This window comes from Streptomyces venezuelae ATCC 10712 (assembly GCF_008639165.1).
In the GTDB taxonomy this organism is placed as follows: domain Bacteria; phylum Actinomycetota; class Actinomycetes; order Streptomycetales; family Streptomycetaceae; genus Streptomyces; species Streptomyces venezuelae.
This window is the reverse complement of record NZ_CP029197.1, coordinates 6,766,558-6,786,740: the sequence shown is the minus strand read 5'-3', so window position 1 is coordinate 6,786,740 and position 20,183 is coordinate 6,766,558. Positions and strand designations below refer to the sequence as shown.

General features: G+C 72.2%; 18 protein-coding genes. 12 read left to right on the top strand and 6 right to left on the bottom strand.

Going from position 1 to position 20,183, the window contains the following annotated elements; genetic code table 11:
- The first annotated feature begins 381 nt into the window (after positions 1 to 381).
- From DEJ43_RS31185 to DEJ43_RS31175, 3 genes are read left to right on the top strand one after another with little or no spacing between them, the layout of a single operon-like run.
- Complete coding sequence (locus tag DEJ43_RS31185; RefSeq protein ID WP_015037410.1) at positions 382 to 1,932, top strand: tryptophan halogenase family protein; 1,551 nt, start codon at positions 382 to 384, stop codon at positions 1,930 to 1,932.
- A 31-nt stretch (positions 1,933 to 1,963) separates the two neighbouring features.
- Positions 1,964 to 3,259 (top strand): cation:proton antiporter, encoded by a 1,296-nt coding sequence (locus DEJ43_RS31180; RefSeq protein ID WP_015037409.1) that lies wholly within the window; start codon positions 1,964 to 1,966, stop codon positions 3,257 to 3,259.
- Positions 3,256 to 3,780, top strand: coding sequence for a flavin reductase family protein (locus DEJ43_RS31175; RefSeq protein WP_015037408.1), 525 nt, complete (start codon positions 3,256 to 3,258; stop codon positions 3,778 to 3,780). Before DEJ43_RS31180 ends, DEJ43_RS31175 begins: the two co-directional genes overlap by 4 nt.
- Positions 3,781 to 3,929: 149 nt before the next feature.
- Here DEJ43_RS31175 and DEJ43_RS31170 read toward each other — a convergent pair whose 3' ends face one another.
- Positions 3,930 to 4,898, bottom strand: a complete 969-nt coding sequence (locus DEJ43_RS31170) for an ArsR/SmtB family transcription factor (RefSeq protein ID WP_015037407.1) — start codon at positions 4,896 to 4,898, stop codon at positions 3,930 to 3,932.
- Positions 4,899 to 5,066: 168 nt separating this feature from the next.
- On the bottom strand, positions 5,067 to 5,417 hold the full coding sequence (locus DEJ43_RS31165) for an ArsR/SmtB family transcription factor (RefSeq protein ID WP_015037406.1): 351 nt from the start codon (positions 5,415 to 5,417) through the stop codon (positions 5,067 to 5,069).
- Positions 5,418 to 5,794: 377 nt separating this feature from the next.
- Here DEJ43_RS31165 and DEJ43_RS31160 point away from each other — a divergent pair, with 377 nt between their 5' ends.
- The 4 genes from DEJ43_RS31160 to DEJ43_RS31145 all read left to right on the top strand — a co-directional run bounded on the left by DEJ43_RS31160 (position 5,795) and on the right by DEJ43_RS31145 (position 10,448).
- Positions 5,795 to 5,986 carry a hypothetical protein gene (locus DEJ43_RS31160; RefSeq protein WP_015037405.1) on the top strand — a complete coding sequence of 64 codons (192 nt, stop codon included), beginning with the start codon at positions 5,795 to 5,797 and terminating at the stop codon, positions 5,984 to 5,986.
- A gap of 19 nt (positions 5,987 to 6,005) precedes the next feature.
- Entirely contained in the window at positions 6,006 to 8,324 is a 2,319-nt protein-coding gene (locus DEJ43_RS31155; RefSeq protein WP_015037404.1) for a TOMM precursor leader peptide-binding protein, read from the top strand.
- A 123-nt stretch (positions 8,325 to 8,447) separates the two neighbouring features.
- Positions 8,448 to 9,785 carry a sensor histidine kinase gene (locus DEJ43_RS31150; RefSeq protein WP_015037403.1) on the top strand — a complete coding sequence of 446 codons (1,338 nt, stop codon included), beginning with the start codon at positions 8,448 to 8,450 and terminating at the stop codon, positions 9,783 to 9,785.
- 51 nt (positions 9,786 to 9,836) lie between these two features.
- A complete protein-coding gene (locus DEJ43_RS31145; protein WP_015037402.1) occupies positions 9,837 to 10,448 on the top strand; it encodes a response regulator transcription factor in 612 nt (203 codons plus the stop codon).
- An 85-nt stretch (positions 10,449 to 10,533) separates the two neighbouring features.
- Here the strand turns inward: DEJ43_RS31145 and DEJ43_RS31140 are convergent, their stop codons facing one another.
- The 4 genes from DEJ43_RS31140 to DEJ43_RS31125 form a co-directional block, all read right to left on the bottom strand.
- Positions 10,534 to 11,163, bottom strand: a complete 630-nt coding sequence (locus tag DEJ43_RS31140; RefSeq protein WP_051025961.1) for a hypothetical protein — start codon at positions 11,161 to 11,163, stop codon at positions 10,534 to 10,536.
- Between the two features lie 104 nt (positions 11,164 to 11,267).
- Complete coding sequence (locus tag DEJ43_RS31135; protein WP_015037400.1) at positions 11,268 to 11,474, bottom strand: MbtH family protein; 207 nt, start codon at positions 11,472 to 11,474, stop codon at positions 11,268 to 11,270.
- A complete protein-coding gene (locus tag DEJ43_RS31130; RefSeq protein WP_015037399.1) occupies positions 11,471 to 12,784 on the bottom strand; it encodes an ATP-grasp domain-containing protein in 1,314 nt (437 codons plus the stop codon). The genes DEJ43_RS31135 and DEJ43_RS31130 overlap by 4 nt, the downstream gene beginning before the upstream one ends.
- On the bottom strand, positions 12,778 to 13,410 hold the full coding sequence (locus DEJ43_RS31125) for a 2OG-Fe dioxygenase family protein (RefSeq protein WP_158506274.1): 633 nt from the start codon (positions 13,408 to 13,410) through the stop codon (positions 12,778 to 12,780). The genes DEJ43_RS31130 and DEJ43_RS31125 overlap by 7 nt, the downstream gene beginning before the upstream one ends.
- A gap of 549 nt (positions 13,411 to 13,959) precedes the next feature.
- Here DEJ43_RS31125 and DEJ43_RS31120 point away from each other — a divergent pair.
- From DEJ43_RS31120 to DEJ43_RS31100, 5 genes are all read left to right on the top strand, one after another.
- On the top strand, positions 13,960 to 15,717 hold the full coding sequence (locus DEJ43_RS31120) for a non-ribosomal peptide synthetase (protein WP_015037397.1): 1,758 nt from the start codon (positions 13,960 to 13,962) through the stop codon (positions 15,715 to 15,717).
- A 32-nt stretch (positions 15,718 to 15,749) separates the two neighbouring features.
- On the top strand, positions 15,750 to 16,790 hold the full coding sequence (locus DEJ43_RS31115; RefSeq protein ID WP_015037396.1) for a methyltransferase: 1,041 nt from the start codon (positions 15,750 to 15,752) through the stop codon (positions 16,788 to 16,790).
- Positions 16,790 to 17,575, top strand: a complete 786-nt coding sequence (locus DEJ43_RS31110; protein ID WP_015037395.1) for a thioesterase II family protein — start codon at positions 16,790 to 16,792, stop codon at positions 17,573 to 17,575. Before DEJ43_RS31115 ends, DEJ43_RS31110 begins: the two co-directional genes overlap by 1 nt.
- Positions 17,572 to 18,810, top strand: coding sequence for a cytochrome P450 (locus DEJ43_RS31105; RefSeq protein ID WP_015037394.1), 1,239 nt, complete (start codon positions 17,572 to 17,574; stop codon positions 18,808 to 18,810). The genes DEJ43_RS31110 and DEJ43_RS31105 overlap by 4 nt, the downstream gene beginning before the upstream one ends.
- 95 nt (positions 18,811 to 18,905) lie before the next feature.
- Positions 18,906 to 20,162: an ATP-grasp domain-containing protein gene (locus tag DEJ43_RS31100; RefSeq protein ID WP_015037393.1), complete on the top strand. Its 1,257-nt coding sequence runs from the start codon at positions 18,906 to 18,908 to the stop codon at positions 20,160 to 20,162.
- Positions 20,163 to 20,183: the final 21 nt, after the last annotated feature.

Genomic DNA, 20,183 nt, shown 5'->3' with positions numbered 1-20,183 from the left:
CGGAACCCCCATGTCAACACGCGGACATGGAGCATCATGCGCGAAGTCGGGGAGCTCCGGGAAATACCACCTCGCGCGCCGGGACATCGCTCTCGGGTATGCCCCAGCACCCGCTGCCACCTGCGGCTTTCACCTGAAAGAAAAAACCTACAGGTGTTTCCACGGGCTTTCTCAGGCCTCCTGAGAAGCATTCCCGCGGAGTGTCCCGCACATACCTGACACCGTACTGACATCCCGTCAATTGCGTTTCCTGATCGGGACTTCCGACGGGTCTCAACTGCGATATTCGGCGGGTACTGAAAGACCTCGTGCTCGTTTCACGTCCGGCCTAGAGTCGTTCTTCGGTGGCGCCATCCCAAACTTCCCACCGAAGGAGTCGTCGTGCTCAACCGAGTTGTGATCGTGGGCGGCGGAACGGCCGGCTGGATGACCGCCTCGTACTTCAAGGCCGCGTTCGGGGAACGAATCGACATCACCCTCGTCGAATCGGGCTCCGTCGGAGCGGTCGGTGTAGGCGAGGCCACGTTCAGCGACATCCGCCACTTCTTCGAGTTCCTCGGACTCAAGGAGAAGGACTGGATGCCGGCGTGCAACGCCACGTACAAGCTGGCCGTGCGCTTCGAGAACTGGCGGCAGCCGGGACACTACTTCTACCACCCGTTCGAGCAGATGCGTTCGGTCAACGGCTTCCCGCTGACCGACTGGTGGCTCAAGAACGGGCCGACCGACCGCTTCGACAAGGACTGCTTCGTCATGGCGTCGGTCATCGACGCCGGACTGAGCCCCCGGCACCGCGACGGCACCCTCATCGACCAGGCCTTCGACGAGGACGGGAACGAGATGCAGGGCCTGACGATGTCGGAGCACCAGGGGAAGACCCAGTTCCCCTACGCCTACCAGTTCGAGGCCGCGCTCCTCGCCAAGTACCTCACGCGGTACTCCGTGGAGCGGGGCGTGAAGCACATCGTCGACGACGTGACGAAGGTCGAGCTCGACGAGCGCGGCTGGATCTCCGCCGTGAAGACCGCCGAGCACGGCGACATCACCGGCGACGTGTACATCGACTGCACCGGCTTCCGCGGCGTGCTGATCAACCAGGCCCTGGAGGAGCCGTTCATCTCCTACCAGGACACGCTGCCCAACGACAGCGCGGTCGCCCTCCAGGTGCCCATGGACATGGAGCGGCGCGGCATCCGGCCGTGCACGACCGCCACGGCCCAGGACGCCGGGTGGATCTGGACGATTCCGCTCACCGGGCGGGTCGGCACCGGGTACGTGTACGCGAAGGACTACCTGTCCCCGGAGGACGCCGAGCGCACCCTGCGCGAGTTCGTGGGGCCGGCCGCGGCGGACGTCGAGGCCAACCACATCAAGATGCGCATCGGCCGCACCCGTAACTCCTGGGTGAAGAACTGCGTGGCCATCGGCCTGTCCAGCGGCTTCGTGGAGCCCCTGGAGTCCACCGGCATCTTCTTCATCCACCACGCCATCGAGCAGCTCGCCAAGAACTTCCCCGGCGAGGACTGGAACCCGGCCCACCGCGACCTCTACAACAACGCCATCGCCCACGTCATGGACGGCGTACGGGAGTTCCTGGTGCTGCACTACGTCGCGGCCAAGCGCTCGGACACCCAGTACTGGCGCGACACCAAGACCCGCGCGATACCGGACTCGCTCGCCGAGCGCATCGAGAAGTGGAAGGTGCAGCTGCCGGACAGCGAGTCGATCTTCCCGTACTACCACGGGCTGCCGGCGTACTCGTACATGTGCATCCTGCTCGGCATGGGCGGCATCGACCTCGCGCCCTCCCCGGCCCTCGCGCTGTCCGACCCGTCGGCCGCCCTCCAGGAGTTCGAGCTCATCAGGGAGAAGACCGAGCGTCTGGTCAAGGTGCTGCCGAAGGCCTACGACTACTTCACCCAGCTGGGCTGACGGCGCCCCCGGCCGGAAAGGACCCCCCACCATGGACGTCCTCAACTCGTGGCCCCGGATCCCGCACGCCGTCGCGGTCCTGTGCGTGGTGGCGGTCATCGCCTTCGCGGGCCGGTGGGCCGCACGGCTGGCGCGCCAGCCCGTGGTCGTCGGGGAGGTGACCCTGGGGCTGCTGGCCGGACCCGCCGCGCTCGCGCTGGTGGGCCGGCCGGCCTTCGAGGCCGCGCTCCCCGACCAGGTCCTCCACCTCGTCGCCTTCGTCGCCGAGGCCGGTCTGGTCTTCTACCTGGTCGGCCTGGCCCATGAACTGCGGGCCGGGCCCCCCGGGGCCTCCGGGCCCGACCGTCGCGGGGCGACCGCGCTGACCGTGGGCGCCCTGGCGTTACCGCTGCTCACCGGTCTGCTGCTGGTCGGCTGGGTGCAGCTCACGGACGACGCGGCGGCCCGCGGCACCGCGCCGCTGCCCGCCTTCGCCCTGATGGTCTCGGTGGCGATGTCGGTCACGGCGGTGCCCGTGCTCGCCCGGATCCTGACCGAGCGCGGGATGTCCCGCACCACGGCGGGCCGCCTGGCGATGACCTCGGCCCTCGTCATCGACGCCGTCGCCTGGCTGCTGTTCACCGCCTCGGTCGCCCTGGCGTCCGGCGAGGCCGCCGGTCTCGTCCGCAGTCTCGCGGCGGTCGCCCTGGGCATCGGGTGCGCGACGGCCCTCGGCCTGGCCCTGCGCACCGGGACCGCCCGCCGTGCGGCGAAGCGTTTCCCCGCTGTCGCCGCCCTCCTTCTCGGCGCCGCCGCCCTCGCGGTCGCGCTCACCATGAAGGACCTCGGCATGACCGCCATCCTCGGGGCGGCGATGGTCGGCTTCGCGGTCCCCGGGGGCGAGTCCGAGCCCTGGACGCGCACGGTCTCGGCCGTGTCGCGGACCGGGCGGGCACTGGTCCCCACGTTCTTCGTGGTCTCGGGGATCGCGCTGCTCGACGACGTCTCCCCCGCGGCGTCCTGGACGCTGATCGCCTGGACGGTCGCGCTGGGCTGCCTCGGCAAGGGCCTCGGCTCGTACGCGGGCGCCCGGCTCGACGGCCGGCCGCCCCGGCTGGCCGTGCGGATCGCGGTCCTCATGAACACCCGCGGCCTGACCGAACTCGTCGTCGTCCAGGCCGGATACGCGGCGGGCATCCTGTCCGCGGCGATGATGCTGGCGCTCACCGTGATGGCCCTGGTGACGACGGCCATGACCGGCCCGCTGCTCGACCTCCTCGACCGCGGGAGCGACCCGCCCCGGGTCGAGCCGGTTCCCCTCACCACGACAGAAAGCGGAAGACGATGACCGAACCCGCGGTCCGGACCCCGCCCGCCCCGCAGTCCACCACCGCCGGCGGATTCCGGACGATGATGAGCGGCTTTCCCACCGGCGTCTGCATCGTCACCTGTGTGGACCCCGACGGGACCCCGCGCGGGATGACGTGCTCCTCACTGTGCAGCGTCTCCCTCGACCCGCCGACCCTGCTGGTGTGCCTGCGCGCCGGCAGCCCCACCCTCCAGGCGGTCCTCGACAGCGGCGGGTTCACCGTGAACCTGCTGCACGACGGAGCGCGGGAGGCCGCCGAGCTGTTCGCCTCCGGCGACCCGGAGCGCTTCCGGCTGCTGCCCTGGGAGCGGGCGCCGGGAGCGCCGGGACCGCATCTGGTCCGGGACGCCCACACGATCGCGGACTGCAAGGTGACCCTGACCCAGCGGACCGGCGACCACGTCACCGTCTTCGGCGAGACCCTCGCCATCCGGCGGCAGCAGGAGCGCCCGCCGCTCCTGTACGGGCTGCGGGAGTTCCGCTCCTGGTCGGCGGCGTGACCCGGGAGGCCCGCCGCTCCCCCTGACCGTCCGGCGCACACGGGAACCCGCCCGGCCCTCGCGGCCGGGCGGGTTCCTGTGCGTGGCGGGGCGGGCGGGTGCCCGCGTGGGGCGGGCGAGTTGTCCGCGCGGGGGCCGGGAGCCGGGATTCAGGCCGTGGGCCGGACGGCGCCGCGGGCCAGCGGCTCGCGGCGCGGGCCGCGCGGGCCGCCGGCCGGGCGGGCGGGCCGCCCGTCGAGCAGGGCGAGGCCGAGCGGGGAGACCGAGTGCAGCATGGAGTTGCGGACCCGGCGGCTGGTGATGAGGCCGGTGCTCCGGAGCACGGCGGCGTGCTGACTGGCTCCGGCCCGTGAGATGCCGAGCCGGTCGGCGAGTTCGGAGGTGGTGCAGGCGGCCCGCAGCACCCGCAGGGCGGCCGCCCGGGTCTGGCCGACGAGCGCGCCGAGCGCCTCGGGGGTCTCGTCGGGCTCCGCCCACAGGACGGCGGCCTCGTGGGCGCGGGGCGGGGCGGAGACCACGAGGGTCGGCCGCCCGGTGCCGTCCTGGAGCCAGATGAGCTGCCCTGGACGGTGGTTGAGGAAGACGGAGGGGGCGAGCACCAGGCCCCGGCCGCCGAGCACGACGTCGCCTTCGGGGCCGTCGGGGATCTCCAGGACGGGGGACGTCCAGGTGATCCTGGGGTGCGCCGTGGAGAGCAGCTGTTCCACTCCGCCGGCCATCACGGCCCGGCCGCGCGCCTCGCAGTCCGCCTCCAGGTACTCCAGGATCTTGTCCCAGTACGGGGCGACGGCCGCGCGCCAGATGTCGGGCAGGTCGGGCCGGTTGGCCGTTCCGGGGGCGGGTGGCGGGACGGCGCCGGGGGGTGTCGCACGGCCGGGGTCCGCGCCGCATTCGAGGGCGCGGCGGACCAGGTCGTCGAGTTCGGCGCCGGGCCCCTTCCCCGGCCGGGGCGGTGGCGGCGGCAGCCGTGTGCCGACCTGTCTGCGCCATCCCGCGTACGGGGCGCCGACGCCGCGGCCGAGGAGGAACGCGGCGAACGCGGTCTCGACGAGCGGCCCGGCGCTGGTCCTCAGCCGGGTGCGGGCCAGGTCGACGCTGGAGAAGTGAATGCGTTGCACGGTGAAGGCCCCCGAATCTCCACGACGGAAAGGTGGACGAGCTCGTCCGTCCGCCGGGACGGTTGCGGCGCGCGGGGCCGTGACGCGCCTGCGAGCCGGACCCGGGTGGTGCGCGCGGACGACGGACCGCCCGGCCCTTCGGACCGGGCGCGTCGCTTCATGCTCGGTTCATCCGCTGACGCCCCGCTGACCACGCTCTGACGCCAGGGCGTACTCGCCGCGGAGCGCGCTGTCGCCCTGGACGGCGGCGAGGACGCCGGCCACGTTCAGCCGCACGTCGAAGGGGACCAGCTCGAAATACCGCAACGCCTTGCCGTCCTCGGACAGTTCGAGGGTGCCGACCACGATGCCGGCCTTTTCCAGCCGCTCCAGGTGCATGTAGAGGAGGGGCCGTGAGATCACCAGGCACCGGGCGAGCTCGCTGACGTACCGCCGTCCCCTGGACAGCTCGGCGACGATCCGGAGGCGCTGCGGGTGTCCGACGGCAGAGAGAACAACAAGGAGTTCCTCACCGGTCATGACCCATCTCCCACCGTTCGGAACGTATCCGGCGAGCCGTTCTCGCCTCGGCAACTGTAAGCGATTCGCACGTCAGGAGGTATCTCTGATTCTCACGGCTAGGGGGTGAGGGATTCATACGCGCGGCCTGGTGAATTCACGTGGTCAAGCCACGGACCGGCCATCCATGGCCGGTCACGGCCTGGCACGATCGAAACGGAATTCAGGAATCCGATCGGACGGCACATTTCCGATTGTATGGTCCGCGTGAAATGTGGAACTCCCCCGAAGCCATGAGAACTTCACACCCGCACAGTGATTACCACACTGTTCCGTTCCGCCCGTCCGGTGAAGAATTACCCCCGAGATTGGCCGCCGAACACTGGAGAGTGGAAGAGATGACGATCGCCGTCGCACCACCCGCCCGCCGTCCCGAGCCGACCGTCGCGGGCGCGCCCCGGTCCGCCGTGCGCCACCTCGTCATCGAGGACCTCGACGCGCTGCCCGAGCAGCAGGGCGCCGCGATGCTCAGCATCTGCATCGTCTCCGTCCCCGTCGACGGCCCCACCGCTCCCGCCCCGGCCGCGTAGGCGCCGAGACGGGGGCGGCATGCTCAGCGAGGGAGACGGCGGGGCGCCCGCCGACGACCGCACACGACTCGGCTTCCGACGGCACCTGCGGGCGACCGTCGTACCCGGCGAGGCGGTGTACCTCGTCTCGCACCGCGGGGTCACCGCGCTCCACGGAGACCCCGCGGAGGTCTTGGCGCCGCTGCTCGACGGAAGCCGCAGCCCCGCCGAGGTACTGGGGGAGGCCGCTGCCGCCCTCGGCCCCGAGGAGGCGCTGCGGGCGCTGCGGGCCCTGGAGGCCGCCGGCCTGCTGACGCTCCGCGCCGCGCCCGCCGGGCCCCCGGCCGCCCCCCACCGGCCGGACGCCGCCGCCGAGGCGTACTGGGACCTGGCGGGCCTGGACGGCGCGCGGGCCGGAGCGGCCGTCGCCCGGGGCGCCGTACGGGTCGTCGGGGCCGGCGGCGTCGGCACCGACGAGGTGCGGGACGCCTGCCGCGCTTCCGGGCTCGGCCTCGCGGGTGACGGCGAGGAGGCGGCCCTCACGCTCGTGGTCTGCGACGACTACCTGTCCCCCGCCCTGTGCGAGATCGACGTCGCCCAGCGGGCCGCCCGCCGCCCCTGGCTGCTGGCCGGGGTGGGCTCCGCCGCCGGCTGGATCGGTCCGTTCTTCCGGCCGTACGAAGGCCCCTGCTGGCACTGTCTCGCGCACCGGCTCCGGGGGCACCGCCGCTCCGAGGAGCCGCTGCGGCGCGCCCTCGGCCTGGCGGGCCCGCCGGCCCGGCCGCAGGCGACGCTGCCCGCGGTGCGCGCCCTCACCGCGCAGCTCGCGGTGGTGGAGGCGGCGCAGTGGCTCGCGGGCCGGCGCCACGCCGGCCAGGACTCCGTGTACGTCCACGACACCCTCGGCCCGCACGGCCCGCGCGGCTCCGCGCACCCGGTCGTCCGGCTGCCGCAGTGCGCCGCGTGCGGCGATCCGGAGCTGGTGGCCCGGCGGATCTCCCGCCCGTTCGTCGCCCGGCCGCGCCCCAAGACCACCGAGGACCTCAACGGCCACCGGGCGCTCACCCCGGCCCGGATGCTGGAGCGCTACGGGCCCCTGGTGGACCCGGTGACCGGGATCGTCAAGGAGATCCGCAGCGCCCCGGGCAGCCCCGACTTCGTGCACGCCTACCTCTCCGGCCACAACCTGGCCATGCGGAGCACGACCCTCGGCGGACTGCGCGCCGGACTGCGGTCGCTCAGCGGCGGCAAGGGGCTGACCGAGACGGAGGCCCGGGTCAGCGCCCTGGGCGAGGCGGTCGAGCGCTACAGCGGCACCCGGCAGGGCGACGAGCCGGTGGTGCGCGACTCCTACCGCGGGCTCGGCCCGGCCGCCGTGCACCCCAACGCGAGCCAGCTCTACCACGAGCGCCAGCTGCGCGACCGGCACGGCTGGAACGCGCGTGGCTCCCGACTCCAGTACGTACCACCGCCGTTCGACGAGGCGGCGGCCACCGAGTGGACGCCCGTGTGGTCGCTCACCGGGGGCGAGCAGCGGCTGCTGCCCACGTCGATGCTGTACTTCAGCGAGGAGCCGTCCCCGGACGGGATGTGCGCCGACTCCAACGGCAACGCCGCGGGCAGCAGCCCCGAGGACGCCCTAGTGCAGGGCTTCCTCGAACTGGTCGAGCGCGACGCGGTGGCCCTGTGGTGGTACAACCGCACCCGGCAACCGGCGCTCGACCTCGACGCGTTCGCGGAGCCGTACCTCGACCGGACGATCGACGGCTACGCGGCGCTGCACCGCGAGGTCTGGGCCCTGGACCTCACCTCGGACTTCGGCATCCCGGTGATCGCGGCCCTGTCCCGGCGCACCGACAAGCCGGCCGAGGACGTGCTCTTCGGCTTCGGCGCCCACTTCGACCCCCGGGTCGCGCTGCGCCGGGCCGTCACGGAGATGGGCCAACTCCTGCCCCTCGTCGCCGAGGTGACCCCGGAGGGCAGCGGCTACCGGATCGACGACCCCGACGCGCTCGACTGGTGGCGGCACGCCACCCGGGCCGGGCGGCCGTACCTGGCCCCCGCGCCGGGGCTGCCCGCGCGCGGCCCGGCCGCCTGGGCCTACCGGCCCACCGCCGACCTCCGCGAGGACGTCACGGCGATCACCGAGACGGTACGGGCGCGGGGCATGGAGCTGCTCGTCCTGGACCAGACCCGGCCGGACCTGGAACTCCCCGTGGTGAAGGTCGTCGTCCCGGGGCTGCGGCACTTCTGGGCCAGGTTCGCCCCCGGCCGGCTCTACGACGTCCCCGTCACCCTCGGCCGGCTCACCGCCCCTACCCCGTATGACCAGTTGAACCCGGTCCCGCTGTTCGTCTGACCTCTACACCGGCCCCGCTTAATCGCGCCGGTGTTCGTGCGGAACGCATACACTCGGCTCCGCATGCCCGCACCACGGGAGCATCAGAGGCCACGGACAGGGCACCAACGGGCGGACGGACCAATGCCACGTCACGATGAACACAGCGCGCACCAGGACGGGTTACCGGACGCGGGCACGACGAGGTCACCCCTCGACGCCCACGACCTGCCCGCCCCACGGCTTGCCCGGAACATCCTCACGGTGGCCCTGCTCGGCTATCTGAGCGTGACGGCACTGAACCTCGCGGGCGAACAGCACCGTCTCCCCGAGCTGATCACCTCGGGCGTCTGCCTGGTCCTCATCTTCTTCCTCCAGCTGAGCCACTCCCGGCCCGGAGCCCGCCACGCCCCCGTGCGGCGGTGGGCGACGACGCTGTCCGCGCAGGCACTGCTCACGTATCTGCCGATCGCCGTGTTCCACTCCCAGTGGGGAGCCATGGCCGGCTTCCTTGCGGGCTCCTTGCTGCTGCTCCTGCCCAGCCGCTGGGCCTGGCCCGCGTACGGCGTCGTCGGACTCACCATGCTGGGCCCGCCGACCCTCGACGGCCTGACCTTCCAGGAGACCTTCTACCTCTGCCTGTCCACGCTGCTGACCGGCCTCGTCGTCTTCGGCCTGTCCCGCATGACGGAGCTCGTGCAGGCCCTGCACGCCACCCGGGGCCAGCTCGCGGGCCTCGCCGTCACCAAGGAGCGGCTCCGCTTCGCCCGCGACCTGCACGACCTCCTCGGCTACACGCTCTCCGCGATCACGCTGAAGAGCGAGCTCATCCACCGGCTGATCCCCACCCATCCGGAGCGGGCGATGCACGAGGTGAGCGAAGTCCTCGTCATCTCCCGCCAGTCGCTCGCCGACGTCCGCTCCGTCTCCAGCGGACTGCGCCGGATGTCGCTCGAACAGGAGCTGGGAGCGGCCCGGTCGCTGCTCCAGGCCGCCGACGTCGACGTGCGCACCGACATCCGGCTGGCCGGGCTCGACGGGCAGGTGGACTCGATGCTCGCCGCCGTGCTCCGCGAGGCGGTGACGAACCTGCTGCGCCACTCCGACGTCCGTACGTGCACGCTGGAGGCCGTCCAGGAGCACGGCTGGGTCCGGCTCACCGTCATCAACGACGGGGTGGATCCCGCGTACCGTGACGAGTCGCCCGACAGCGGCAGCGGTCTCGGCAACCTCAGGGCGCGGCTCCTGAACGCCTCCGGCCGGCTCACGGTCGCACGGGGTCCGGCAGGAACGTTCAGCCTGACGGCCGAGGCACCGGCCCGCCCCGCCGGGGGCCCCGCCTCCGCGGCGGACCCCCTCTGCCCGGAGCCCGCCGCCCCGGCGGGCCCGGCCTCTCCGGCCTCACCCGCCTCCCCCGCCTCCCCCGCCTCACCCGCCTCACCCGACGACGACCCGCGGCCCCTTCCGGACCCGGCGGTCTGACCGCGCACCCTGCCCCCGACGGCCGCGATCCGGCCGGGAAGGACCTTCATCATGCCGATCCGCATTCTGCTGGCCGAGGACATGAACATGGTGCGCGGTGCGCTCGTGGCCCTGCTCGACCTGGAGGACGACCTCGAAGTGGTCTGCGAGCTCGAACGCGGCGACCAGATCGTGCCGTCCGCCCTGGAGCACCGCCCGGACGTCGCCATCATCGACATCGACCTGCCCGGCACGGACGGCCTCACCGCCGCCGCCGAGCTGCGTGAACAGCTGCCGGAGTGCCGGGCCCTCATCCTCACCAGTCTCGGCCGCCCCGGAGCGCTCCGCCGCGCGCTGTCCGCCCAGGTCGCCGGCTTCCTGCTCAAGGACGCCCCGCCGAACGAACTGGCCGAGGCCGTACGGAACGTGGCCGCCGGCCGACGGGTGATCAACTCCCAGCTGGCGCTCTCCGCGTGGAACAGCTCGCAGAGCCCGCTGACGACCCGGGAGACGGAAGTGCTGCGGCTGGCGGCGGAGGGCCTCGAGCCGATCGAGATCGCGGGCCGGCTGAGACTCTCGCTGGGGACTGTGCGCAACTACCTGACGTCCGTGGTGACCAAGCTGAACGCGCGCAACCGGGTGGACGCCATCAAGATCGCGATGGACGCCGACTGGCTGCTCTGACCGGGACGGGCGTCAGCGCGAAGAGCCGCACCGGCCCGACGGGCGAGGCCCGCACCGGACCTCCGGGCAAGGCCCGCGCCGACCGTCACAGCGAAGGCTCCTCCGCCTGGCCCTCCCGTACGAGCATCCCCGCCGCCGCCAGGTACTCCAGGATCTCCCTGGTCACCGAGAGCGGCAGCGGCAGGGCACGCGCCACCGCCTCGGGCGTGACGGAGACGGCCAGCATCGCGACCACCCACATCGGCTCCGGGCGGTGCAGCTGCACCCGGTACTCCGCGCCGCCCCGTTCGAGCCGGAAGCCCTTGGACTCCAGGAGCAGCGTGACGCCCTGGCGCAGCCGGACCTGGTCCGTCTCGCCCAGCCGCGGCAGCACGAACACCGCGGGCCGGGTGAGCGGCAGTACCGAGAGGAGCGGGCCCCGCAGGTCCGCGAGGCCCAGGGTGCGCACGACCAGGTGGGAGAGCCGCTGCAGCGCGGGGAGGAGCACCAGGTACACGCCGGCCCGGTAGACCGGGCCGTCGGGCGCGGGGCCGACGTTGCTCAGCAGGACGGGCCCGAGCTCCATCCGGTAGAGGGCCTCGCGCAGCACCGGATGGGCATCACCGATGCGCTCGCCGCCCCAGGGGCCGACGAGCAGAAGACCGCCGTCGCCCTCCCGCTCGACAGCGACGTCCTCTCGCAGGGACCAGAGGTGCACGGTCCCGGGTTCACCCATACTCCGCACGAGTATTCCTCGACTTGACACCACGATCGCATCGAGTATCCGGCCTGGCGCGGTGTCCGCGGTAGCCAAGAATTCACGGATCGGTCATGAATTTCTCATACGGCCCTTCCGGGGGAATCGCCCCGGCTCGTGTCGTTCGCACTGGCTTCGATGTACTCGACGCAGGAGTCCCGGAGGGAAACGCCGTAGACGGACTTCCAGCCCTGCGGAACGTCGATCCCGCCGGGCCACAGCGAATGCTGTCCCTTGTCGTTCACGAGCACGAGGAAGCGGCCCTCCGGGTCGTCGAACGGGTTCGTCATCGCAGGTCATCCCCGTCGCCGGGGGCGGGTTCCACGGTGAAGATCTGCCCGGCGCGGGTCCTCGCGAGCTCGTCCACCTCGGCGCGGAAGGCCCGCGGATCGTGGTCGGGACCGTCCGCGAAACACTCCAGGATTCCGGCGCGGGCCATGTAGGAACCGTCGCTGCGCGAGCGGTCACCGGCTTTGGCGGTGGGGTGGAGGGTGATTTCCCGGTGCGTGGTGTCGGGCAGCGGCCGCACTTCGGTGACGGTGCCGGGCGGTGTCTTGAGAAAGGCCGTCGCACCGATCCCCAGAGGTACGGTGGGGAATTCCGGGAGCCGGTCGATCGAACCGTGGTAAGAGGCGATGTGGACGTCGTACGGACTGTAGCCGTAGACCCGCTCGACCAGGTCCATGATGCCGTCGCCGCCGGGACGGGCGGCGACCTCGACCACGCTGAGCCGGTCCCCGTCGACCAGGACCTCGACGTGGGCGACGCCCCGGTCGATGAGCAGGGCCTCGCAGGCGTCGAGCGCGACCTGGCGCAGGGCCTCGTTGTGCGTCTCGGCGCTGGGCACCAGCTGGCCCATCTCGGAGAAGTAGGGGGCCCCGGCCTTGGACTTGTCCGTGACGGCGAGGACGGCGCGCTCCCCACCGAGGTTGGCGACCTCGACGGAGACCTCGTACGGGGCGTCGACGAACTCCTCGGCCTGGTAGCGGCCGTCGGCGAAGTCGTAGGTGGGGGCGACCTCCAGGAGTCCGTCGCGGCAGTAGTCGAAGGCCGCGGGGAGGTCCTCCGCCGAGGACACCAGGACGGTGCCGACGTTGCCGGCGAAGTCCCGGGGCTTCAGGACCAGCGGGAGGCCGAGTTCGTCGGCGGCCGCGCGCAGTTCGTCGAGGGTGCCGAAGGTCCGGTGCCGCGCGCAGGGGACGCCGGCCCGCTCGAAGGCCAGCTTCATCGCGTGCTTGTCCCGGGCCAGGGCCAGGCAGTCGTCGGAGAGGGTGGGCAGGTCGTAGTGGCGGGCGATCGCCACGGAGACGTGCACGGTCATCTCGATGACGGGCACCACGGCGTCCGGCCGCAGGCCGGTCTCCTTCTCGAACTCCCGGACGGCCGCGAGGGCCTGTTCGGCGTTGTAGTAGTCGGCCTTGAGCACATGGTCGAAGAACCGGTTCGCCAGCGGGGCCGCCGGACGGGTGCTCATGCCGAGGACGGGGCCGGGGTAGCTGCGCAGGGCGGAGACGACGGCCCGCTCGCGCAGCGGGATGTCGGCGCCGAGCAGCAGCAGGTAGCGGCCGCCGTTGCGCTCGGCGGCGGTGCGGTTCAGCATTCGTCGTCCGCCAGGCCACCGCGTCCGCTGACGTCGTAGGTGGTGACGACCACGTCGCGGTAGGCCGGCCGGCCCGGCACCTTCGGGGTGATGGGCGTGACGTAGTGGACGACGTGCTCGTCGGCGAAGTAGAGGGTCTCGCCGGGTGCCATCACCCGCTCGAACAGCATGTCCCCCTCGTCGCTCTCGACGCCGTCGACCTTGGCCTCGCGGACCAGGGAGATGCCGCCGGACATGTTGTCGTGCGCGATGCAGGTGGCGGAGACCAGGTCGTAGCCGTCGCGGTGGAAGCCCTCGGGGACCGGGAGGCCGACCTCGTCGTCGGTGGCGACGATGCGGATCTGGTGACAGTTGATCTCGAACTCTTCGGCGTTGAGCAGCTCACGGGTCCGCGGGTCGCGCACGAGCCGCTCGGTGAATTCCTGGGCGGCCGGGCCCAGCGGGATGGCCTGCCGGGTGAATCCGCCGGCGTAGTGGTTGATCTTCTTGGCCTGGAAGAAGGAGAGATCGGTGAGCCATTCGATCGAGTCACCCTTGATCGCGGCCCGCCCGAAAGCGCGGTAGCGGAATCGGTCGCCGTCCTTCAGGAATTGATCGAGCGGCAATTCTGCATAACTCTCGATCATGGCGTCCGTTATGTGACCGATCGAGCTGTGCAGGCAATAACGCATTCTTTCCTCCTCGACGCCCGCTGGGGGCGGCACACGACTTATCGATCAGCAAAGCACGCGCCCGGAGCGCAGGTCAATACGTGTCTTACCCGGCGCGACTCAGCCTCTCGGAAGTAAATCTTCCGCTTTTTGCCTGCCTATGGGAAACCCCTCGAAGGGGGAGAACAGGACAGGAATGCATTCGATTATCGGCATCGCGCATCCGGTAGTCGGAGCAGGAAAGCCCCACAAACGGATGTACCAGGTGGCGGCGGATCTTCCGATTGCCGAAAACCGGCCACGGCTTCACCTCCCGGCACCTATGGATCTTGGCCAGAATGCGCCGCCCCCCACCGGCCGCAGGCCCGTATGATCTCAGCCAAGACCTTCTCGGGGCGTGCCGTGAAACCGCCCCTCCCGCCTGCAATTCAGTGCATCCGCGGCAGGCCGCGGAAAAGCGAAAGGATCGCATCCGCCTTGGATGGTTACGAGCCCGGAAAACCCCCGCTCTGCATCCACGAAAAGGTGGCCCGGCAGGCTGCCGCGCATCCGCACCGGCCGGCCGTCGTGTGCGGCACCGAAACCCTGACGTACACCCAGCTGGAGAACCGGGCCGAGGACTTCGCCCGGCGGCTGCGTGACGCGGGCGTGGGGCACGGCGACGTCGTCGGCGTGCTCGCCCACCGCTCCACCGCGCTCATCGTCACCCTGCTCGCCGTCCTCAAGGCCGGCGCCGCCTATCTGGTCGTCGACCCCGGCGAGCCGGACGGCCGGTGCGCCCGCCTCCTGGAGGACGCGGGGGCCGGCGTGGTCGTGGCCGAGGAGGAACGGGCGGGCCGGGTCCCGCCGCACTGCCGGCTGCTCGGCATGCCCGGTCCCGACGAGCCGGCCGCGCGCCCCGAGGCCGCCGCGCTGCCCGCGGGCCACCCGGACCAGCTCGCCTACGTGAGCTACACCTCCGGCTCCACCGGCGAGCCCAAGGGCGTCGGCGTCCCGCACCGGGCCGTCGCCCGGCTGCTGTACGCGCCGGACTGGATGGAGATCCACGGCGACGACGTCTTCCTCGAACTCGCCCCGGTCGCCTTCGACGCCTCCACCATCGAGATCTGGGGCCCGCTGGTGAACGGCGCCCGGCTGGTGGTCCACGCCGGCCGGACCGTCGAACTCGACCAGCTCGCCAAGGAGATCCAGCAGGAAGGCGTCACCGTCCTGCTGCTCACCACCGGTCTCTTCAACCAGATGGTGACCCAGCACCTCGAAGCCTTCGAGGGCGTGCGCCACGTCCTGACCGGCGGCGACGTCGCCTCGGCCAGTCATGTGCGCCGGCTGATGGACGCGTACCCCGGGCTGCTGTTCACCAACGGCTACGGGCCCACCGAGAACACCTCCTTCACCACCTGCTGGACCACGGACACACCGCCGGCGGCGGACGAGTCCGTGCCGATCGGCCGGCCGATCAAGGGCACCCGCATCGCGATCCTCGACGCGGAACTGCGCCCCGTGCCGGACGGCGAGACCGGCGAGCTCTACACCTCCGGCGACGGGCTCGCCCGCGGTTACGTCGGACGGCCGGGAGCCACCGCCGAACGGTTCGTGGCCGACCCCTACGCTCCCGAGCCCGGCGCCCGCATGTACCGCACCGGGGACCTGGTCCGGCGGCGGCCCGACGGCCTCGTCGAGTTCCTCGGCCGCGCCGACCAGCAGGTGAAGATCCGGGGCTTCCGGGTCGAACCCGGCCATGTCGAGGCGGTCCTCACCCGCTACCCGGAGGTGCGCGACGCGGTCGTCGTCCCGCAGGCCGACGCCTCCGGGAACAAGCGCCTCCTCGCCTACGTCCTCCCCGAGCCCGAAGCGGCCGAGGCCGCCACGGCCGCACCGGACGGCGCGGCCGGTCTCGCCGCACGGCTCCGCGAGGCCCTGAGCGCCGAACTGCCGCCCCACCTGGTGCCCTGGGCCGTGCTCCTGCGGCCCGAACTCCCGCTGAACCGCAACGGCAAGGTCGACCGCAAGGCCCTGCCCGCCACCACCCGCGTCGCCCGCGGCCTCGGCACCCCCCTGGTCCTGCCGCGCACCCCGCTCGAAGAGCGCCTGGCGGCACTGTGGGGCGAGGTCCTCGGCGTGGAACCCGTGGGCGTGCGGGACGACTTCTTCGCGCTGGGCGGGCACTCCCTGCTCGCCGCGCAGCTCATCGCCGCGCTCCGGCGGGAGACCGGCCAGGACGTCTCCGCCCGCACGCTCTACCTGCGGCCCACGATCGAAGAACTGGCCGCCGAGCTCTCCTAGCTCCGGCCGTACCTCCAGAGAGGACGAGAAACGTGACCTTCGACAAGACCACCCAGCGCAGCCTTGAGGCCGAGATCGAGGCCAGTGGCCCCGCCCCCGCCCTGGCCGCCGCGGCCGCCCTGATGGAGATGGGCGACCGGCTCGGCATCACCGACGCCATCACCGTGGGCGAGGAGTTCACCGTGGGGGAGATAGCGGCCGTCACCGACCTCCCCGAGGACGGCGTGGCCGGCTACCTGGAGGCCCTGGAGTCGGCCGGCATCATCGACGCCGTGCCCGGTGCCGCCACCACCGGCGCGTCCGCCCGCTTCCGTACCGCGGCCGACTACGCCCGCATCCAGCACCAGGCGGGCTACCTGTCCTGGACCATGAACGCGAACCGCCCCTTCATCGAGAACGCCCGCGCGTACCTCACCGAGCCGGGCAGGCCCACCGGCGCCTACACCCGGGACGGCCGGCAGGTCGCCATCAGCTCGCAGTGGATGGGCGCCGAGGCGTTCTACCCGGCCGCGCTCGACGCCATCTTCCGCCTCGAACCGGGCCACATCGTGGACCTGGGCGCGGGCACCTGCCGGCTGCTCATCGAGGTGCTCCAGGCCTTCCCCGACTCCACCGCCGTCGGCCTCGACCTCGACCCGGCGTCCTGTCGCGCCGCCGAGAAGGCGGCCGTCCAGGAGGGCGTCGGCAGCCGTCTCACCGTGGTCGAGGCGCCCATCCAGTCCGTCGCCACGGACCCGGGCCCGCTCGCCGGAGCCGACGTCATCCACGCCGGGTTCGTCTTCCACGACATGATGCCGGAGGAGGAGCACGTCGCCGACCAGGTGCTCGCCCAGTGCCGCGAGGCGCTGCGCCCCGGCGGCGTCATGGCCATCACGGACGCCGTCCCGTACCTGCGCAACCCCCGCGAGCGGGCCTTCAGCGCCATCGTCACCTACTACCACCGGCAGTTCATGAAGCGGAAGCTGCTCACCGAGCAGGAGTGGCAGGACAAGCTGCTCGCCGCCGGCTTCAGCTCGGTCGAGGTCGTCGAGCTCGGCTTCCCCACCGGCCGCCTGTTCCTCGCGAGCCGCTGATGGCCGCGGACGGATCCGGCGCCTGGTTCCCGTATCCCGCCCAGGGCGCCGACGAGGGCTCGCCGCTGCTGTTCTGCCTCCACCACGGCGGCGGCGGGGCCTCCGCCTTCCGCGACTGGCAGCGGCTCCTCGGCCCGGGCGTCGAGATCGTCCCCGTCCAGCTGCCGGGGCGTGAGGGGCGGCTGGCCGAGCCCGCCGAGCGGTCGATCACGGCGCTCACCGAGCGGCTCACCGGGCCCCTGCTCGAACGGGCCGGCGAGCGGCCGTACGCCTTCTTCGGCCACAGCATGGGCGCGCTCCTGGCCTACGACCTCAGCCACGCGCTCGGCGCGGCCGGACGGCCGCCGGCGCACCTGGCCGTCTCCGGCTACGTGCCGCCGCACGTGCGCCCCGCGACCTCGGTGCACACCCTGTCCGAGGAGGCGTTCCTCGCCCACGTCACCGGCCTCGAGGGCACTCCGGCCGCGATCCTGGAGAACCCGACCCTGCTCGAACTGGTGCTGCCGGTGCTGCGGGACGACTTCGCGGCCTGCGAGACGTACGCGTACGTCGACCGCGGTCCGCTGGACGTGCCGATCGCCGTCTTCGCCGGCGAGTCCGACCCCAGCGCGCCGTCCGCGCTGACGGCCCGCTGGGCGGAGCTCACCGGCGCCGGCGCGAGCGTGGACGTCTTCCCGGGCGGCCACTTCTACCTCCAGGACCGGCTGCCGGAGCTGCTCCAGGCGCTCCGGACCCGGCTCGCGCTGTTCCCCGTCGCGTCCCAGGACGGGGGTGGCACGCCGTGATCCCGGCCACGGAGGAGAACCCGGCCGCGGCGCCGCGGGTGCCGGACCTGTCCGACCCGCTGCTCCACCAGCGCGGCGAGGCCGGACCGGTCCTGGCGCGACTGCGGCGCGAGGAACCGGTCTGCCAGGTCACCCGGGCGGACGGCTCGACGTTCTGGGCCGTCCTGTCGTACGAGCTGATCACCCAGGTCCTCGCCGACGCCGCCACCTTCAGCTCCACCGGCGGGATGCGGCTCGACGCCGATCCGGTGGCGACCGCCGCCGCGACCGGCAAGATGATGGTCATCACCGACCCGCCGCTGCACGGCATGATCCGCCGGGTCGTCAGCTCGGCGTTCACCCCCCGCATGGTGCTCCGCCTCGAGGAGACCATGCGGACCATCTCGGTCGAGGTCATCGAGGCCGCCCTCGGGCAGGACTCGATCGACTTCACCGAGGTGGCGGCCCGGCTGCCGCTGTCGGTCATCTGCGACATGCTCGGCGTGCCGCGCGCCGACTGGGACTTCATGCTGTCCCGCACGATGACGGCCTTCGGGGTGAACGGCGACGACGGGCCCGAGCAGCAGCAGCGGGTGGCGACGGCCCACACCGACATCTTCCTGTACTACGACGAGCTGATGCGGCTGCGCAGGAAGGAGCCGCAGGAGGACATCATCAGCGCCCTCGTGCACGGCCGGATCGACGGCAGGCCGCTGACCGAGGAGGAGATCATCCTCAACTGCAACGGGCTGATCTCCGGCGGCAACGAGACCACCCGGCACGCCACCATCGGCGGACTGCTCGCGCTCATCGAGCACCCCGAGCAGTGGCGCCGGCTCCAGGAGGAGCCGGAGGTGCTGCCGACCGCGGTGCAGGAGATCCTGCGGTTCACGACGCCCGCCATGCACGTGCTGCGCACCGCCACCCGGGAAACGGAACTGGCGGGGCGCCGGATCAAGGCGGGCGACATGGTCGCGCTCTGGCTGGCCTCGGGCAACCGGGACGAGACCGTCTTCGCGGACCCGGACCGCTTTGACATCGGGCGGCGCGAGGTGAACCGCAACCTCACCTTCGCGTACGGCAGTCACTTCTGCATCGGTTCGGCGCTCGCCACCACGGAGCTGAACACCTTCTTCGACGTCCTCAGACAGCGGGTCGCACGGCCCGAACTGACCGGAGAGGTACGGCGCATGCGCTCCAACCTCATCGGCGGCATCGAGCACCTGCCGGTCCGCCTGGTCCCCCGGGACCGCTGACGCGGCGGTGGAGTTCCTGTGTTTCCCCGGGCGGTGACGCCCGGTCGCAAGACCGCTCGGAACGTCTCCGCGCGGATGGGTGAGGGGGGAAGGTCGTGTCGGAGCGTCCCGTGATCGTCATCGGCTTCGTGCCGGCGGCGCTGGAGTCGCTGGCGGAATTCCGGCCGGACGGTTCGGTGATCCTGATCGAGGAACCGGACGTGATCCGCAAGCGCGACGTGCGGGCCGCGACGGCCGGCGTGCCGGTGGTCGGGGAACTCGTCGAGTGGGAGTACCAGACCGCCGGCGCCGCCGACGAGTTCTTCGCCCTGCACGGCGACCTGGAGCCCGCCGCGGTGGCCGCCATCCAGGAGTACGGCACCCCGTTCGCGGCCCGGCTCGCCGAGCGGTACGGGCTGCCCGGCGCCGGACTCGGGGCGGTCCAGCTCTTCCGGGACAAGGCGCTGCTGCGCAAGGTGACCCGGGCGGCCGGTGTCGCCAATCCCGCCTCGACCGAGGTCGAGGGCCCGGCGGAGGTCGGCGCGTTCATGGCCGGCCACCCCGGTCCGGTGATCCTCAAGCCCGCCAACCGGCAGGCCTCCGTGGGGACCAGGGTCCTGCACTCCCCCGCGGAGATCGAGGCGGCCTGGGAGGAGTGCCTCCGCCAGGACGAGGGCGTGTACGTCCCCGACCGCCCGGTCCCGCTGCGCATGCTGGTCGAGGAGTACGTCAGCGGCAGCGAGTACAGCGTGGAGCTGCTGGTCGACGACGGCCTCCCGGTCTTCGGGAACGTCACGGCCAAGAGCCTCTTCCCGGGGCCGCGGCCGGTGGAGATCGGCCATGTGGTCCCCGCCGACGTCCCGGACGCGCTGGCGGCCCTGCTCCGCGAGCGGACCGCACGCGTGCTGCGGGCCGTCGGATTCGGCACCGGCATCGTGCACTGCGAGTGGATCGTCAGGGACGGCACGCCCTATCTGGTGGAGTGCGCCGGACGGTGGGCGGGCGACGGCATCATGGACGCGATCGAGCGGGCGTACCGCACGGCGTTCGTCCGCGGCTTCTGGTCCCTGATGCTGGGCGAGAGCGCCGTCGGCCCCTTCCCCGACCGTGCCGAACAAGCCGTCGCCATCCGGTTCCTGAGCGTGGACGCCGGAGTGGTCGAGAGCGTCCACGGCGTCGAGGAGGCCGCCGCGCTGCCGGGGGTCGTCCTCTGCCGGGTCACCGTGGCCCCCGGCGACGAGACCCGTGAGGTGCGCAGCTCGTGGGACCGCGTCGGGGTCGCCATGGCCGTCGCGCCCACGGCCGCCGAGGCCGGCCGGCTGGCGGAGGAGGCGCTCGGCCTCGTCGAAGTCAAGGTACGTCCCTCCCGCTGAGGCCCGACGCCTCCTTGCGTA